We start from the raw sequence: 17,760 nt of genomic DNA, 5'->3' as shown, positions 1-17,760 counted from the left end.
CTCAACAAACCACAGGTTTAAAAACAATGTCTATTACATTAACAACGAAACAAAAACAATTTTTAAAAGGTTTAGCACACCACTTAAGCCCGGTTGTCATGCTTGGCGGCAACGGCTTAACGGAAGGCGTGTTAGCTGAAATCGAAAACGCATTAGATCACCACGAATTAATCAAAGTAAAAATTTCAGGTGCGGAACGTGAAACCAAACAATTAATCATCGATGCGATCGTGCGTGAAACAAAAGCAACTAACGTGCAAACTATCGGTCACGTTCTTGTTCTTTATCGCCAAAGCGAAGAGAAGAAAATCAGCTTACCAAAAGCAACGAAAGCAATTTCGTAATTTATTAGCCAAATCTGACCGCTTGTAAGCGGTCTTTTTTATAAGGAAATTTCCGTGATTAAAAAACTCTCGATTTTCACTTTTTTGATGTTACTTGTGCCGTTATTTACTTGGGTGACAGGTTGGAAATGGACATTTGGAGGAATGGATTACCGTCTTTACGATCTTGATTTCTGGTTATTTTTCTTAACCGAAACGGGTTCGACTCCTTACGCATTAATTACCTGCGTACTCTTTATGCTTTGGTTAATGTGGCTCACTCGTAAACGTCATGCGTGGTTTTTAGTCGGTTTTATTTGCGCAAGCTCCGTTGTCGGCACACAAATCATTAAAGAAGGGGCGAAAGCGGTGTTTAAAGAGCCTCGTCCATTTGTGACGGAAATGTTCCAAACACAAACAGAACAATTTTACGCATTACCGGAAGAAGAACAAGCTCAAGCGGTGTTAACGCTTGCAGAAAAAACGCATCCGGCTGATGCTGATTTCGTTGCGGAACATCAAGCGGGTGAATTAGGTTATTCATTCCCTTCAGGTCATACCATTTTTGCCGTTTCTTGGTTATTGGTATTCGGCGGGTTGCTATTCGGTTTAAGCGGAAAAGCGGTCATTTTTGCCCAAATTTTTGCAATTGTATGGGCGGGTCTCATGCTCATCAGCCGTTTACGTTTAGGTATGCACTACCCTATCGATTTATTTGTTAGCACGTTAATTTCTTGGGTATTCCACATTATCGTGTTTGTTTGGGTGATTCCTTTCTTAGAAACTTTCAAAATCTTTCAAAAGCGAGGCTAATTATGGCTATTTATTACGGTTTAGATATCGGTGGGACAAAAATTGAGTTGGCGGCATTTAATGAGCAGCTTGAAAAGCTGTATAGCGAACGTGTGCCGACACCGCAAACCAATTATGAGGAATGGCTTGATACGGTGGAAACCTTAGTACGTAACGCCGATCACAAATTCGGCGAAAAAGGTTCTGTCGGTTTAGGCTTACCCGGCTTTGTAAATCGTGAAACCGGTATTGCGGAAATTACGAATATTCGAGTGGCTGACGGCAAAGCGATTTTAAAAGATTTAAGCGAACGTTTAGGCCGTGAAGTACGCGCAGAAAACGACGCAAATTGCTTTGCCCTTTCGGAAGCTTGGGATCCGAATAACCAACAATTCTCAACCGTACTCGGTTTGATTATCGGTACCGGTTTTGGCGGCGGTTTTGTGTTTGACGGTAAAATTCATTCCGGCAGAATCGGCATGGCGGGTGAAGTCGGTCATATGCAGCTCAATTATCATGCTTTAAAACTATTAGGCTGGGATAATGCACCGATTTATGAATGTGGTTGTGGAAACCGCGCTTGCTTAGATACTTATATTTCCGGTCGTGGCTTTGAGATGCTATTTAGAGATCTGGTCAGCGAAAGCCTATCAGCAAAAGAAATTATCGAACGTTTCTATCAAAAAGAGCCGAAAATTGTCAAATTTGTGGATAAATACATCGAATTAATGGCAATCAGTATCAGTAACCTCATTACGATTCTTGATCCGGATATGATCGTTTTCGGTGGCGGTTTATCTAATTTTGATCATATTTATGACGCTTTACCAAAAGCGCTTCCGCCTCATTTAATGCGTAGTGCTAAAGTACCAGTCTTCAAAAAAGCAATTCACGGTGACTCAGGCGGTACACGTGGTGCGGCGGCACTCTTCCTAAAATAATTCGTTTTTGATGAATACATGGGATTTCCCCATGTATTCTTTTATAGAGGAAAGTATTATGCTAAACATTACCCCCATTCCGGCACTCTCCGATAACTATATTTGGGCAATCCAAAAAAATGATAATGTGATTATTGTCGACCCGTCAGATGCTGCGCCCGTATTAGCGTTTCTTGCAAAAAATCAGCTAAATTTGACCGCTATTTTATTAACACACAATCATCATGATCATACCGATGGTATGCCTGAACTGCTCTCTCGCTACCCTCAAATACCGGTTTATGGGCCACAAGAAGTTGCTCAGTTCGCTAACCGTATTGTTCAACCTGAAGATCATTTCACTTTATTTGATTATGATGTCCGAGTGATTGAAAGTGCCGGTCATACCGCTCAACACATCAGCTATTTATTCGGTAATGAATACCTGTTCTGTGGTGATGCGTTATTCTCCGCCGGTTGCGGACGGGTCTTTACCGGTGATTATCAAGCGCAATTTGACGCGCTACAACGCTTTAAAGCATTGCCTGAATTTGTCGAAATATTCCCAGCGCATGAATACACGTTAAGCAATCTAAAATTTGCGGAAGCGGTCTTGCCGCCAAGTTGCGGGCTATTTGAAATTCAAGAACGTGCGGAGATTCTTCGTTCTCGCAAGCAACCGACTCTGCCGACAACTTTAGATAGAGAGCTGCAAATTAATCCGTTCTTACAAGCAGTCGATTTAGCTCAATTTATTGCATTACGTCAGCAAAAAGATAACTTCTAACCTATTTTATGCAGGAAGTACTTACTTCCTGTCTGTCTATTTTACTTATCCGCAAACTTTTTAATTTTTATACTGTCAATTCTCCTAGCGTCTATCTTAGAACGTCATCCTATGATATAGTTGTCTTCATTTATGTAACCTATCAATTAACTTTCTAAAAGCGAGAACTTCTGTGAATTTTGATCCTCAAAAAATGCCTCAACACGTTGCAATTATTATGGACGGCAACGGGCGTTGGGCAAAGCAACAAGGAAAATTACGCGTTTTTGGTCATCAAAATGGTGTAAAAGCGGTACGTTCTGCGGTAAGTTTTGCAGCTAAACACGGAATTAAAGTCTTAACACTTTATGCCTTCAGCAGCGAGAACTGGAGCCGACCTGAAGCAGAAGTTTCAGCGTTAATGTCACTCTTCATGCGAGCATTAGATTCCGAAGTAAAAAAACTGCATAAGAATAATATTCGTTTAAAAATCATTGGTGATAAAAAAGGCTTTAGCGAAAGTCTACAAAAACGAATTGCGGAATCTGAAGCATTAACCGCAGAGAATACCGGATTAACCTTAAATATTGCGGCAAATTACGGTGGTTATTGGGACATCACACAAGCAGCGCAACAACTTGCAGTTAAAGTCAAATTAGGTGAAATCAGTATTTCCGATATTACGGCGGAACGTTTTCAGAATGCGTTAGTGACCGGAGATCAGCCGCAAGTTGATCTATTGATCCGAACCAGTGGGGAGCAGCGTATTAGTAACTTCTTGTTATGGCAAATTGCCTATGCAGAACTCTTTTTCAGCCCGGTTTTATGGCCTGATTTTAATGATGAATCTTTCAGCGAAGCCATTATCGCTTATCAACAACGTGATCGCCGTTTCGGTGGTTGCTAATAATTATAAGGATTTTATAAATGCTTAAGGAACGTGTACTTTCTGCCATTGTCATGATTATTGCGGTATTGGCAGCAATTTTTCTTCTTTCTCCCCTTCCACTCACGCTTGCGCTTGCAGCCGTCATTACGGCAGCAATGTGGGAATGGGCTCAATTTGCCGGCTTAAAACGCGCATTGCCTCGAGCAATCGTTGCCTTTGTGACTGTTTGTTTGTTCATTTTGCTTATTTTTGCCAATACCGATTACATTCGTGCGGCACGCTTCTTAACGGATGAAACTACGCCGTTATTGTTTATTTCTTGTATTTGGTGGTTTATCGCTTTCCTTTTAGTCGTAAGCTATCCTAAATCTGCAAACGTCTGGGCAAAATCGATTATTGCCAAATTTAGCTTTGGCTTTTGTACTTTAGTTCCGTTCTTTATTGCAGCTCTTGCGCTACGTTTTAATAACTATGCGGTAAATGAGTTCCAAGGAACATATTTATTACTTTATGTTTGCTTATTAGTTTGGGGTGCAGACTCGGGGGCTTACTTCTTTGGTCGTGCATTTGGAAAACGTAAATTGGCACCTAAAGTTTCACCGGGGAAATCTTGGGAAGGTGCAATCGGCGGTTTAATTACCTCATGTGTCATTGCTTTCCTATTCTTAGAACTTGCACCGCATAACGTATTTGGTCGTGAATTAGCAACATTACCGTTTATTTTAGTTTCTGTGACTACCGTTGCTATTTCCGTATTAGGAGATCTCGCGGAAAGTATGTTTAAACGCCAAGCGAATATTAAAGACAGCAGTAATTTGATTCCGGGGCACGGCGGTATTTTAGATCGTATTGATAGCTTAACTGCTGCAATTCCGTTCTTTGCAACTTTCTTTTTCTTTGTACTATAGGATGTTATGACCTCTGTTATTGCATTTTTTATCTTAATTTGCGTACTGGTTTTTGTACATGAATACGGTCACTTTTGGGCGGCACGTAAATGTGGCGTAAAAGTGATTCGTTTTTCTATCGGTTTTGGCAAAGTACTATTCAAGAGAACCGATAAGCAAGGAACAGAATTTGCTTTCTCACTGATTCCACTCGGTGGCTATGTGCAGATGTATAACGGTGAAAGCGAATACCAAGCGCCTAAAGAACAGATGTTGGAAAATAAATCTGTTTTGCAACGAGCTTTCATTATCGTTGCCGGTCCGATGGCGAATTTTTTATTTGCGATAATGGCTTATTGGCTAGTATTTAGCTATGGTATGCCGACACTAAAACCGGTTATCGGAGAGGTGTTGCCGGATACCATTGCCGCACAAGCTAAACTGCCGACAGAATTTGAATTAAAACGAGTTGCCGAACAAAATGTCCAAGATTGGGAAGAAGTGACACTTGCTCTCATTGGTTCTATCGGTAAAGAATCGGTTGAAATTGAAGGCTCGTTAATTGATGAAGATAGATTGCAACGCTTCCAATTAGATCTTTCAAATTGGCATGTGGACGGTACGAAAGAAAATCCGTTAACTACTCTGGGTATTCGCACTAAAAGTGGCATTGTAAAACCGGAAATCAAACAAGTTGCAAAAAATTCTCCCGCGCAAAAAGCCGGGCTAAACACCGGAGATAAAATTTTAACGGTTAACCAGCAACCATTTAACTGGCTTGATTTAGTTAAACAGGTTCAAACTGGAAACCCGATTGTTCTGACAGTTGAACAGAATGGCAACGTAAAACAACTTACGTTGCAACCGGAGAAAAAAGATGAGCGCTATTTAATCGGTATTATTCCAAGCTATGAGCCACTTGCGGATAAGTATCGAACAGAATTAAAGTATGATATTCTTAGTGCTTTCTGGAAAAGTTTGGAGAAAGTAGCGGGTTTAGTGAAAACTATCTTGCAATTTATCGGTAATTTACTCACCGGCGAGCTTTCTTTAAAAAATATGGGTGGTCCTATTTCTATGGCAAAAGGTGCCGGGGCTACCGCTGAAATTGGTTGGATCTATTATGTAAGTTTTATGGCATTGATTAGTGTCAATTTGGGCGTAATGAATCTTTTCCCAATTCTGCCGCTTGATGGTGGACAACTCATTTTACTTGCGGGTGAAGCGGTAAGAGGTAAGCCGATACCATCTGTGATTCAAATGCGATTCCAACAATTAGGTGTCGTATTTGTTCTCGGTTTAATGGCTTTTGCCTTTATAAATGATCTCATTCATTTTTAATTCATAGGTTATAAGCGGTCATTTCCGCTCATAATTTTGCAAACATTTATAGGATAATTTCAATGAAAAAATTATTACTTTCTTCACTTTTACTTGCAAACGGTGTTGCAGCGGCACCTTTCGTTGTAAAAGATATTCGTGTAGATGGCGTTCAGCCTGAAACTGGGCAAGCGATTATTTCTAGTCTTCCCGTTAAAGTAGGTCAAACCGCAACCGATAACGATGTAGCAAATGTGGTAAGACAGCTTTTTGTGCAAAATCGCTTTGAAGACGTACGTGCAACTCGCGAAGGTAATACCTTAGTGATTAAAGTTGCGGAACGTCCTTTAATTAACAGCGTAGATATTGAAGGTAATAGTGCAATTCCTAAAGATCCGCTACAAGATAACTTAAAAGCTAACCTTATCAGTAAAGGCGAAGTTTTTGATGCTGCAAAATTAGAAGGCTTCAAACAAGGTTTATTAGAACATTACCATTCTATTGGCCGTTATGAAGCGAAAATCGACACGACAACGACTCGTGCTGAAAACGGTGGTGTAAACGTAAAATTAAACATTACTGAAGGTGATGTTGCCTATGTAAAAAATATCAAATTTGAAGGCAACCAGGCATTTAGCTCAAAAGAGTTAACAAAACGCTTAGATATTCAACCTGACGTTTCATGGTGGAATATTTTTGAAAGCAGTAAATTCGAACAACAAGCGTACAATAAAGATTTAGAAACATTACGTGATTTCTATATGGATCGCGGTTATGCGCAATTTGCATTGCAAGATACGGCGGTAAACTTTAACGATAAAAAAACTGAAGTTGATTTAGTTTATACGCTTCGTGAAGGTGCTCAATACAATATCAGCGAAATTCGTATCATCGGCGACACAGCCAAACTAGATAATGAGCTTAATGCATTATTAAAAGATTTCACACCGGGCCAATTATTCCGTAAGAGTGAATTAGCGGCAATCGAAGAAGGTATTAAACAAGTTTTAGGTGATCACGGTTACGGTTCAGCTAAAGTAGATTTATATCCGAAATTTAACGAACAAGATCGTACCGTACAAATTAACTTTGTGGTTGATGCCGGTCGCCGTATCTATGTGCGTAAGATTCGCTTCGAAGGTAATGATGTAACAGCAGACTCAACTTTACGCCGTGAAATGCGTCAGCAAGAAGGGGCTTGGTTATCAACAAGTGCGGTTGCATTAGGTAAATCTCGTTTAGAGCGTACCGGCTTCTATGAAACAGTCGATATGACAATGCCAAACGTTCAAAATACCGATGACCAAGTGGATGTTGTTTATAAAATTAAAGAACGTAACACTGGTTCGATTAACTTTGGTATCGGTTATGGTACGGAAAGTGGTATTAGCTACCAAGCAGGTATCAAACAAGATAACTTCTTAGGTATGGGTTCAACCGTAAGTCTAAGCGGTACACGTAATGACTACGGTACTAGTGTAAACTTAGGTTATACCGAGCCGTACTTCACAAAAGACGGCGTGAGTTTGGGCGGCAACGTATTCTATGAAGATTACGATAACTCAGATAATGATACTTCTGCATCATATAAACGTAAAACTTACGGTATTAATGGTACATTAGGCTTCCCTGTAGATGAAAATAATTCATACTACCTAGGTTTAGGTTATACTCACGACAAATTAAGTAACGTAGAACGTGAATTTACGCGTGAAAAATACGTGAAATCGATGAATTTCCCAATCGTAGACGGAGGAAATCTATATCCTCGTATTAAAGCGGATGACTTTGATTTCTCATTTGGTTGGAACTATAACAGCCTCAACCGTGGCTATTTCCCAACACAAGGTACGGTAGCAAGCTTAGGCGGTAAAGTAACCATTCCGGGTTCGGATAATAAATACTATCGTTTAAATGCAGACTTTAGAAATTACTATCCGCTTAATCGCGAACATAAATGGGTAATCTCAACCAAAGTAGGCGCTGCATTTACTAATGGCTTTGGCGGTAAAGAAGTGCCGTTCTACCAATTATATTCAGCCGGCGGTATCGGTTCGTTACGTGGATTTGCATACGGTGCGGTAGGCCCTAAAGCGATTTACTACGCTGCACAAAATAAAGGGTTTACTTCTGCAAGCGACGATGTCGTAGGTGGTAATGCAATGGCTACGGCAAGTTTAGAGTTAATTACGCCAACTCCGTTTGTAAGCGAGAAATACCAACACAATGTACGTACTTCATTATTTGTTGATGCGGCAAGTGTATGGAATACGAAGTGGAAAAAATCGGCATACCCTACGTTACCTGACTATAAAGATTATAAACGCGTGCGTGCCTCTGCTGGTATTGCATTCCAATGGCAATCACCGATTGGTCCTTTATCATTCTCTTATGCTAAACCAATCAAGAAATATGCAGGTGATGAAATTGAGCAATTCCAATTTAGCATCGGTAGCTCATTCTAATATATAAAATAAGCGGTCGGATTTTGTAACTTTTTTGCAAATGTTACGAAAAATCCTACCGCTTATACCACTTAATCAGTCATGATTAATTAAAAACATTAAAGGATATTTAAATGAAAAAATTATTCAAAATTGCTGCAGTCACTGCAGCATTAACGACAGCAGGTCTCGCTCAAGCAAGTGATACTATTGGTTTTGTTGATCCGAACTACTTATTACAAAATCATCCGGTTGCTATTGATGCGGCACAAAAATTTGACAAATTCATGAAAGAAGGCAGAGACAAATTTGCCGATGAAGATAAAAAATTAGCGGATGAAAACAAAGCATTAACTGCCGAAAGAGACAAGTTAGAAAATGATGCTAAAAAATTACAAGCTGAACAAGCTAAAGTAGAAGCTTCTCTTAAGAAAAAATCTGCCGCATTAGAAAAAGATGCGCCGCGTTTACGTTCAAGAGAAATTCAAGCACGTCAAAATGCAATTGAAGCAGAATATAAAGCATTCCAAAACAAAGTTGCTGCAATCCAAAAACGTGAAGCGGAATTCGGTAAAAAAGCGGAAGCATTCCAGAAAAAAGCAGACGCTTTCCAAGAAAAATTAAATAAAGCACAGCAAGAAGCTGGTGGTATGGATCCACAAACAGTGCAAAAACAAGTAGTAGAAGAAATCAATACTACAATTAAAGAGGTCGCAAAATCTAAAGGTTATACTTTAGTATTCCCACCTTCAGTTGCACTTTATGCGGAAGATGAAAGCAAAGACATTACTGAAAAAGTATTGGATGCATTAAAAGCAAAACATCCGAACATTAAAATTGAACAACCGGCAGCAAAAGCAAACGAAGCTAAACCTGCTAGCGAAACTAAACCAGAAGAAGCGAAAAAATAATGGCTAATTTCCGTTTAATTGAATTGGCGGAGCAAATCGGCGGTACTCTAAAGGGTAACGCCGATTTGGCTATTTCTAGCATCGCCGCATTAGATAAAGCGAATTCATCACAAATTACATTTATTTCCAATGCCAAATATCGCCCTCAATTAGCTCAATCTCAAGCAGGTGCGATTATTGTCAGCGAAGCGGATGTGGAATTTTGTGCGGAATCTCAAAATTTAATTATTGTTAAAAATCCTTATCTTGCTTATGCATTACTTGCACAATATATGGATTCAACCCCTAAAGCTGCAAATCAAATTTCATCCCATGCAGTTATTTCGCCTGACGCTAAATTAGGCAATAATGTTTCGGTCGGCGCAAACGCCGTTATCGAAAGCGGCGTAGAATTGGGCGATGATGTGATTATCGGCGCAGGTTGTTTTGTTGGTAAAAATACCAAAATCGGTGCACGTACCCAATTATGGGCAAACGTATCGGTATATCATAATGTTCAAATCGGTACAGATTGCTTAATCCAGTCTTCTGCCGTAATTGGTTCTGATGGTTTCGGTTATGCGAACGATAAAGGTCAATGGATTAAAATTCCACAAACCGGCGGTGTGATTATCGGTAACCGTGTTGAAATCGGCGCTTGTACTTGTATTGACCGAGGCGCATTAGATCCTACAGTTATTGAAGATAATGTGATTATCGACAACCTATGCCAAATTGCGCATAATGTACATATCGGTTTTGGCACAGCAGTAGCCGGTGGTGTGATTATGGCAGGCAGTTTAAAAGTTGGTCGATTCTGTCAAATTGGCGGCGCAAGCGTAATCAACGGTCATATGGAAATCTGTGACGGTGCGATTATTACCGGCATGAGCATGGTAATGAAACCTATTACCGAAAAAGGTATTTATTCGTCAGGTATTCCGGCACAAACCAATAAAGAATGGCGTAAAACTGCCGCTCTTACGATGAACATCGATGAAATGAACAAACGTTTGAAAGCGCTTGAAAAGCATTTCTCACCATAGTGAATAATTGACTTTCAAGAGTTATGGGCGTTTTTTAGCGTCCATCACTCTTTTGAAGTCTTAGTTAAATTTTTAATTTCCTTATTATGAGGTCAAGTAAATGACAATTGAAGTACAAGAAAATAGAGAACCTAAAGTAATTGAAGTTACCGAAATCATGAATATGTTGCCGCATCGTTACCCATTCCTCTTAGTTGACCGTGTAACGGACTATGAAGAAGGTAAATGGTTAAAAGCAGTTAAAAACGTTACAGTAAATGAACCTTGTTTTACCGGTCACTTCCCTGCTAACCCAATTTTCCCAGGTGTACTTATTCTTGAAGCGATGGCACAAGCAACCGGCGTATTAGCCGTTGCAACGCACGGCAAGATGAGTCCGGATGAACTTTATTACTTTGCGGCGATCGATAATGCACGTTTTAAACGTCCGGTCGTGCCTGGTGATCAACTTGTACTTGAAGTTGAATTTTTAAAAGAAATGCGCGGTATTACCAAATTCACCGGTAAAGCTTATGTTGACGGCAAGCTTGCTTGTGAAGCTGACTTAATGTGTGCTCGTAAATAATTTCCTCCCAGTAGCAAAGGAGACGCTATGCGATTAATCGATTCTACTGCAAAAATCAGCCCGTTAGCAGTTATTGAAGAAGGGGCTCAAATTGGTGCTCACGTTGAAATTGGCCCATTTTGTGTTATCGGTAAAAATGTAAAAATTGGTGCGAAGACCATTATTCATTCACACGTTGTGATTAATGGTCACACTGAAATCGGTGAACAAAACCAAATTTTCCAATTTGCAAGTATTGGTGAAATCAACCAAGATTTAAAATATCAAGGTGAACCGACTAAAGTGATTATCGGTAACCGTAACCGTATTCGCGAAAGTGTGACCATTCACCGAGGCACAGTACAAGGCGGTGGAATCACTCGTATCGGTGATGAAAACCTATTTATGATTAATACTCATATCGCCCATGACTGTACAATTGGTAATCGTTGTATTATCGCAAACAATGGTACTCTTGCCGGTCACGTAACGTTAGATGATTTCGTTATCGTAGGTGGTATGTCTGCTATTCACCAATTTGTTGTTGTCGGCTCACACGTTATGTTAGGCGGTGGTTCAATGGTAAGCCAAGACGTTCCACCATACGTAATGGCGCAAGGTAACCACGCTCAACCGTTCGGTGTAAATCTAGAAGGCTTAAAACGTCGTGGTTTTGACAAACCGGCAATGCACGCAATCCGTAACGTTTATAAATTAATTTACCGTAGCGGTAAAACGATTGAAGAAGCCATTCCGGAAATCGAGCAATTTGCTGAAAATGAACCTGCTGTGAAATTATTCCTCGATTTCTTCAAACGTTCAACACGTGGAATTATTCGCTAATTATTAGCTAATCAATAAATTTTGATAACAAAAACGACCTTTATTAAGGTCGTTTTTTTATAGGATTGATTATCTTTCCGCCAATAAACAAGCGGCCTAATTTACAAAATTTTTTGCAAATCAGACCGCTTAACTCATACTCTTTTACGCTTCTTCTTCCCATTCAAGCGCACGCTTCACCGCTTTTTTCCATCCTGCATAACGGCGAGTACGTTTAGCCTCATCAGTATCCGGAATAAAGGTACGTTCAATCGAAGCCTTGCCTCGTAATTCTTGTAAATCTTTCCAGAATCCGACCGCAAGCCCTGCAAGATATGCCGCACCAAGTGCTGTCACCTCACGAACAACCGGACGCTCAACATTCGCATTCAGAATATCTGCTTGGAATTGCATCAAGAAGTTATTAGCAACTGCACCGCCATCTACTCTTAATGTCGCCAAATGTTTACCGCTATCGGACTGCATCGCATCGAGTACATCTCGAGTTTGATACGCAATCGACTCTAATGTAGCACGCACGATATGGTTACGGTTTGCACCACGTGAAAGCCCTAAAATCGCACCTCGAGCATACGGGTCCCAATATGGCGCACCTAATCCGGTAAATGCCGGTACAACATAAACCCCATTCGTACTTTCCACTTTAGTAGCGAAATATTCCGAGTCTTTACTGTCATGAATAATTTTCAGTTCATCACGTAACCATTGAATTGATGCACCACCCATAAAGATAGAACCTTCCAGTGCATAGCACGGTTCACCTTTCGCATTACACGCAATAGTAGTGACTAAACCGTTTTTAGACTCAACCGCTTCATCGCCGGTATTCATCAACATAAAACAGCCTGTACCATAAGTATTTTTCGCCTGTCCCGCTTCAACACATAAATGACCATAAAGCGCCGCCTGTTGGTCACCCGCCATACCGGCTACAGGAATACGCACACCACCTTTACCACCGATATTGGTTTCACCGTAAATTTCCGATGAATTTTTCACTTCAGGTAACATAGAACGAGGAATATCAAGTAATTCCAACATTTTATCGTCCCACTGTTTGGTGTGAATATTAAATAACATGGTACGAGAAGCATTGGTATAATCGGTAACATGCGTACGACCTTGGGTTAATTTCCAAACTAACCAAGTATCTACCGTACCGAATAATAATTCACCTCGTTCAGCTTTCTCTCTTGCACCTTCAACATTATCTAAAATCCATTTTACTTTTGTACCTGAAAAATATGGGTCAACCACTAAACCGGTTGTTTTACGAATATAAGCCTCATGTCCGTCCGCTTTTAATTTTGCGCAAGTATCCGCAGTACGGCGACATTGCCAAACAATCGCATTATAGACCGGCTTGCCGGTTTCTTTTTCCCATACAATTGTGGTTTCACGTTGGTTTGTGATACCGATTGCCGCAATTTTATCGGACGTAATCCCTGCTTTTGCTACCACTTCATTTAGTGTTGAACTTTGCGTTGCCCAAATCTCCATCGGGTTATGCTCTACCCAACCCGGCTGAGGATAAATCTGAGTAAATTCACGTTGTGCCACTTCAACAATGTTCGCATTTTTATCTAATAACACGGCACGAGAACTGGTTGTGCCTTGATCCAATGCAATAATGTATTCTTTAGTCATAGTAATCACCTTAATAGCTTTTTAATGAAGATGTGAATTTATTTTTCGCAGTTACACGGTAAGTTTTTACCAATAAAACGGCGATAACCCCACGCGCCGACTAATGCGCCAACAAATGGTGCAATCAGAGGAACAAGGAAATAAGGAATATCACGTGCACCGGTAAATGCGACATCGCCCCAACCGGCGAAGAATGCAAATACTTTCGGACCAAAATCACGAGCCGGATTCATCGCAAAACCGGTAAGCGGACCAAACGCACCGCCAATAGCAGCAATTAATAAACCGATTAATAACGGTGCCATCGGGCCTTTCGGTACGCCGTTACCATCATCAGTTAACGCGAGAATTAAAGCCATTAATGCCATTGTAATCACTGCTTCAACACAAAACGCTTGTACTACGCTGATATGTTCATGAGGATAGGTCGAAAAAACACCGGCAAAACCTACGCTTTCACCGCGCACGATATTCTTTGCTGCTTCCGCAGCAGAAAAGAGATCTTTATATAAGAAATAGACTAAGGCAGCCGCAGTAAATGCGCCTAAAAATTGAGAAACGATATAAGGAAGCACTTTTTTACCGTCAAAACACGCAAACTTCCAAAGTGCAACAGTCACTGCCGGATTAAGATGAGCTCCGGACACACCGGCTGTCGTATAAACGGCAAGTGCAACACCAACACCCCACATAATCGCAATTTCCCATAAACCAAATGTTGCACCGGCTAATTGCGCTGCAGCAACACACCCCACACCGAAAAAGATAATCAGCCCCGTTCCAATAAATTCAGCAATACAGGCGCCTTTTAACGATCTTTCCATATAGTCCCCCTTATGGACACATTAAACGGAATAACGAGATAAGCATATAAAATGTTTGAAAACGCAAACGTTTTCGTAGCGCACTATATAAAAACGAACTTTTTTCGCAAATGGGAAAGTGTAAATTTGTGACATTAAGCACATTTTTGTTATAAGAATGTGATGCACTTCAAATTTTTACCCAAAAAGAAAGCCTCAGCATTTCTGCTGAGGCTTTGTGTTTGCTCATTAATACTATTGTTGTTTTTTAGCCCATGCTAAGAAACGTTTTTGCGTTTCTTTATCCGCTTTTTTGAACAAAATTTGTAACTGTTCTTCTTTCACATTGGCGGTTTCAATCACCATTTGCCCTTTCGATTCTAAAGCCGCATTGGCAAAATCCGATACTGAAGCAACAGCTTTACTTGCGTTATATTTAGCAAGATTATCCTCAACACGAGAATTTGGTGCAAAACCTTCACCCTTTAACAAATCACGTTTATAACTAATTTCTTTACCTGATACGGTTTCGATTTTGAAATCTAACTCTTTTCTGAATTTATCTACAGCGAAACTTGAGGTAAATTTGGGAGTAACGATTTTCGCATCTTCATCCGTACCGTTAAATGTAAGAATGACCGGATCAATTGAGAAATAACTACCGTCAACAATATCGCTTACACTCACAACCACCTGATGCACTTTACTATCAATTGATAATCCTGCTGTGCCTTTCGCTACTTTCTGACCATCAAACGCTAATAACTCTACGCTATCCGATGTAGTCAAAGTACCGGCGATAGAAAATGAACTGACCGCCAGTGTTGCAACCGCAACTGCAATCTTCGCTAATTTCATTAAGAAGCTCCTTAAAATTGAATCAATATGAGAATTTCTCGTCTTATGCTATGCTAATTTAAACAAAATAGAAATAATTTTATTATCAAACACCTCAATTTATGATAATTTTTAGCCTTGATCTCACCTTTAATCAAAGGTAGAGAACTTTCGTTTTTTAAGAGAATATACAATGAGTGATGAACAGCAAAGCGTGAATTCGCAAGATAAGAAATCGTTTTTACATTCTATTTTTAGTGGTTTGTTTCAATCCGAGCCTAAAAATCGTGAAGATTTAGTCGAAGTAATTCGTGATTCGGTTGAAAATGAACTGATTGATAGCGATACCAAAGAAATGATTGAAGGGGTAATGGAAATATCCGAACTTCGTGTACGTGATATTATGATTCCCCGCCCGCAAATTGTTTATATTGATGCCAATTTACCGCTTGAAGCCTGCGTGGATTTGATTATTGAATCCGCTCACTCACGTTTTCCCGTAATACTAGATGATGGAAAAGATACTGTACAAGGTATTTTACTGGCAAAAGATTTGCTGAAATACCTACGTTCTGATTCCGAACCGTTTAATATGCAAGCTATCTTGCGCTCGGCGGTTATTGTGCCGGAAAGTAAACGCGTTGATCGAATGTTAAAAGAATTCCGTTCGGAACGCTTCCATATGGCGATTGTTGTGGACGAGTTTGGGGCTGTATCGGGCTTAGTTACGATTGAAGATATTCTCGAACAAATTGTCGGCGATATTGAAGACGAATTTGATGAAGAAGAAATCGAGCCGATTCGTCAGCTTTCTCGTCATACTTATGCAGTATCGGCACTGACTGATATTGAAAAATTCAATGAAACCTTTGCGACCGAATTTACCGATGAAGAAGTGGATACGGTGGGCGGTTTAGTAATGCAAGCATTTGGGCATCTTCCTCAGCGAGGCGAACAAATTCAATTAGAAGGCATTGATTTTAAAGTTACTTCTGCCGATAGCCGCCGTCTGATTCAATTACGCGTTACCGTACCGGATGAACAGCTGGAAAAAATGGAACAGCTGATCACCAACGAAGAATAATAAACAAAGCATAATATATAGGTGAGGTTTTATCCTCACCTTTTATTTGCGTTATTTCGAAGAATCTTTCTCTATTACTTAATTAACTATCTCAAATGAAATTTGTAAAAAATCCATCAATTTTAACCGCTTGTTTGCTTGCTGCTGTCCTCGGCAGCATAGGCACACTCGCCTATTCCCCTTTTGATATTTGGGGGCTCATCTACCTTTCCGCTGCTGGCTTAATTTGGTCGGCAACACTTCCGCAGCGTAAAACCGCACTTTGGGCAACTTTTGCTTGGTCGCTCGGCTGCTTTTGTGTCGGGGTAAATTGGGTACACGTCAGTATGACTCAATTCGGTGGCGTACCGCTTGTGGTGAGCTATATCGCAGTGTTTTTATTGGCTTGCTATCTTGCCATTTATAATTTGCTGTTCAGCTACATTGCCCAACGTTTCCAAATCCGCAACCCTTTTGCACTTGCGGCGATTTTTACCTTTACCGAATATCTGCGAGGCGTAGTCTTTACCGGTTTCCCTTGGCTGCAATTCGGTTATACGCAAATTGACAGCCCGTTTGCCGGTATTGCGCCACTGTTAGGTGTTGAAGGACTCACATTCTTTGTGATGGTTGTAAGCGGTTACTTTGTGTTATTAGTAAAAAAATCTGCAAAAACGACCACTTCTCTTGCTACCTTAGCGGTACTATGCGGATTAGCATTTGCCTCCAAATTTATTCCGTTTGTGCAAATTGATGAGCAAAAACAACCGCTTAACGTAAGTCTTGTACAAGGTAACATTGAGCAAAAGATGAAATGGGATCCGGCACATTTCGATTATACGTTACAAACCTATCAGCGTTTAATCAGCCCATTATTAGGTAAGAGTGATGTGATTGTATTGCCTGAATCAGCCATTCCGGCATTAGAAACGCAAATTTATCCGCTACTTAGCCAACTTCAGCAAGTTGCCGCAGAAAAAGGCAGTGAAGTGATCATCGGTACACTTTACCAAAATGAAAACGAGCAATTATTTAATAGTGCGGTGGTGTTAGGTAATCAATCGCAACCTTATGATTTGCATAATAGCGCACGTTACAATAAACACCATTTAGTGCCGTTCGGCGAATATGTGCCTTTCGGCTCGGTATTGGATTGGATGCGTGATGTGTTTATTCTGCCGATTAATTTATCGCAAGGCGAATTTGTGCAACAGCCTCTTTTCGCTAAAAAGCGTAAATTTAATATGGCGATTTGCTATGAGGTAATTTTCGGTCACCAAATGCAACAAAACCAACAAGCACAGCAATCGGATTATTTATTGACAATTACCAATGATGCCTGGTTTGGTGCCTCTATCGGCCCTTGGCAGCATTTCCAAATGGCAAGAATGCGCGCACTCGAATTAGGCAAGCCGCTACTCCGTGCGGCAAACACCGGGATTACAGCGGTTATCGGTGCTAAAGGCGAGATTATCGAACAGATTCCTCAATTTGAAGCGAATGTACTGACCACACAAATTCAGCCGCTCAAAGGCGAAACCCTATTCGCTAAAACAGGTAGCTGGCTAATTTATGCACTCAACCTATTTTGCCTGATCTTGGTTTTTGCAAGATTTAGAAAGAAATAGACCGCTTGTTTGTCGAAGAAAGCACCAAAAATCAGTCATTTTTGGTGCTTTTGTTTTTTTCGAAATCGAAAATTGAGATCTATTTCACAGTATTTTTTTGAGCAAATCCGTACAATAT

General features: G+C 40.3%; 17 protein-coding genes. 14 read left to right on the top strand and 3 right to left on the bottom strand.

The annotated features are described in order from the left end of the window. Nucleotides 1-26 precede the first annotated feature (26 nt). The 12 genes from yhbY (at nt 27) to lpxA (ending at nt 11,664) form a co-directional block, all read left to right on the top strand. Complete coding sequence (gene yhbY / locus EL121_RS10075) at nt 27-344, top strand: ribosome assembly RNA-binding protein YhbY (RefSeq protein WP_005622694.1); 318 nt, start codon at nt 27-29, stop codon at nt 342-344. Nucleotides 345-431: 87 nt separating this feature from the next. Further along, the gene (locus tag EL121_RS10070; RefSeq protein ID WP_197050942.1) at nt 432-1,136 is read left to right on the top strand and encodes a phosphatase PAP2 family protein; all 705 of its coding nucleotides are present in this window, start codon (nt 432-434) and stop codon (nt 1,134-1,136) included. 2 nt (nt 1,137-1,138) lie between these two features. Beyond that, nucleotides 1,139-2,056: an N-acetylglucosamine kinase gene (gene nagK, locus EL121_RS10065; protein WP_039196459.1), complete on the top strand. Its 918-nt coding sequence runs from the start codon at nt 1,139-1,141 to the stop codon at nt 2,054-2,056. A gap of 58 nt (nt 2,057-2,114) precedes the next feature. Continuing rightward, nucleotides 2,115-2,822, top strand: a complete 708-nt coding sequence (gloB, locus tag EL121_RS10060) for a hydroxyacylglutathione hydrolase (RefSeq protein WP_039196458.1) — start codon at nt 2,115-2,117, stop codon at nt 2,820-2,822. A 172-nt stretch (nt 2,823-2,994) separates the two neighbouring features. After that, nucleotides 2,995-3,708 carry a polyprenyl diphosphate synthase gene (gene uppS, locus EL121_RS10055; RefSeq protein WP_039196457.1) on the top strand — a complete coding sequence of 238 codons (714 nt, stop codon included), beginning with the start codon at nt 2,995-2,997 and terminating at the stop codon, nt 3,706-3,708. Between the two features lie 20 nt (nt 3,709-3,728). After that, entirely contained in the window at nt 3,729-4,598 is an 870-nt protein-coding gene (locus EL121_RS10050) for a phosphatidate cytidylyltransferase (protein ID WP_039196456.1), read from the top strand. Nucleotides 4,599-4,604: 6 nt separating this feature from the next. After that, the gene (rseP, locus tag EL121_RS10045; RefSeq protein ID WP_039196455.1) at nt 4,605-5,918 is read left to right on the top strand and encodes an RIP metalloprotease RseP; all 1,314 of its coding nucleotides are present in this window, start codon (nt 4,605-4,607) and stop codon (nt 5,916-5,918) included. 62 nt (nt 5,919-5,980) lie between these two features. Continuing rightward, on the top strand, nt 5,981-8,362 hold the full coding sequence (bamA, locus tag EL121_RS10040) for an outer membrane protein assembly factor BamA (protein ID WP_039196454.1): 2,382 nt from the start codon (nt 5,981-5,983) through the stop codon (nt 8,360-8,362). A 113-nt stretch (nt 8,363-8,475) separates the two neighbouring features. Then, nucleotides 8,476-9,252: an OmpH family outer membrane protein gene (locus EL121_RS10035; RefSeq protein ID WP_039196453.1), complete on the top strand. Its 777-nt coding sequence runs from the start codon at nt 8,476-8,478 to the stop codon at nt 9,250-9,252. Continuing rightward, nucleotides 9,252-10,277, top strand: coding sequence for a UDP-3-O-(3-hydroxymyristoyl)glucosamine N-acyltransferase (lpxD, locus tag EL121_RS10030; RefSeq protein ID WP_039196452.1), 1,026 nt, complete (start codon nt 9,252-9,254; stop codon nt 10,275-10,277). The genes EL121_RS10035 and lpxD overlap by 1 nt, the downstream gene beginning before the upstream one ends. A 100-nt stretch (nt 10,278-10,377) precedes the next feature. Beyond that, entirely contained in the window at nt 10,378-10,842 is a 465-nt protein-coding gene (gene fabZ, locus EL121_RS10025) for a 3-hydroxyacyl-ACP dehydratase FabZ (protein ID WP_039196451.1), read from the top strand. Nucleotides 10,843-10,869: 27 nt separating this feature from the next. Continuing rightward, the gene (gene lpxA, locus EL121_RS10020; protein WP_039196450.1) at nt 10,870-11,664 is read left to right on the top strand and encodes an acyl-ACP--UDP-N-acetylglucosamine O-acyltransferase; all 795 of its coding nucleotides are present in this window, start codon (nt 10,870-10,872) and stop codon (nt 11,662-11,664) included. A 144-nt stretch (nt 11,665-11,808) separates the two neighbouring features. On the opposite strand, the gene glpK is transcribed toward lpxA, so the two are convergent. The 3 genes from glpK to EL121_RS10005 all read right to left on the bottom strand — a co-directional run bounded on the left by glpK (nt 11,809) and on the right by EL121_RS10005 (nt 14,972). Continuing rightward, nucleotides 11,809-13,311: a glycerol kinase GlpK gene (gene glpK, locus EL121_RS10015; RefSeq protein WP_039196449.1), complete on the bottom strand. Its 1,503-nt coding sequence runs from the start codon at nt 13,309-13,311 to the stop codon at nt 11,809-11,811. Nucleotides 13,312-13,349: 38 nt separating this feature from the next. After that, nucleotides 13,350-14,135: an MIP/aquaporin family protein gene (locus tag EL121_RS10010; protein ID WP_039196448.1), complete on the bottom strand. Its 786-nt coding sequence runs from the start codon at nt 14,133-14,135 to the stop codon at nt 13,350-13,352. 234 nt (nt 14,136-14,369) lie between these two features. After that, entirely contained in the window at nt 14,370-14,972 is a 603-nt protein-coding gene (locus tag EL121_RS10005) for a curli polymerization inhibitor CsgI-related protein (protein WP_039196447.1), read from the bottom strand. A gap of 172 nt (nt 14,973-15,144) precedes the next feature. Between EL121_RS10005 and corC the strand changes: the two genes are divergently transcribed. Both corC and lnt read left to right on the top strand, forming a co-directional pair. After that, entirely contained in the window at nt 15,145-16,035 is an 891-nt protein-coding gene (corC, locus tag EL121_RS10000; RefSeq protein ID WP_039196446.1) for a CNNM family magnesium/cobalt transport protein CorC, read from the top strand. Nucleotides 16,036-16,130: 95 nt separating this feature from the next. Beyond that, entirely contained in the window at nt 16,131-17,642 is a 1,512-nt protein-coding gene (lnt, locus tag EL121_RS09995; RefSeq protein ID WP_039196445.1) for an apolipoprotein N-acyltransferase, read from the top strand. The last annotated feature ends 118 nt before the right edge of the window (nt 17,643-17,760 follow it).

Source organism: Actinobacillus equuli (genome assembly GCF_900636745.1).
Lineage (GTDB): Bacteria > Pseudomonadota > Gammaproteobacteria > Enterobacterales > Pasteurellaceae > Actinobacillus > Actinobacillus equuli.
The sequence above is the reverse complement of the archived record's forward strand: the minus strand, read 5'-3'. Positions and strand labels throughout refer to the sequence as shown.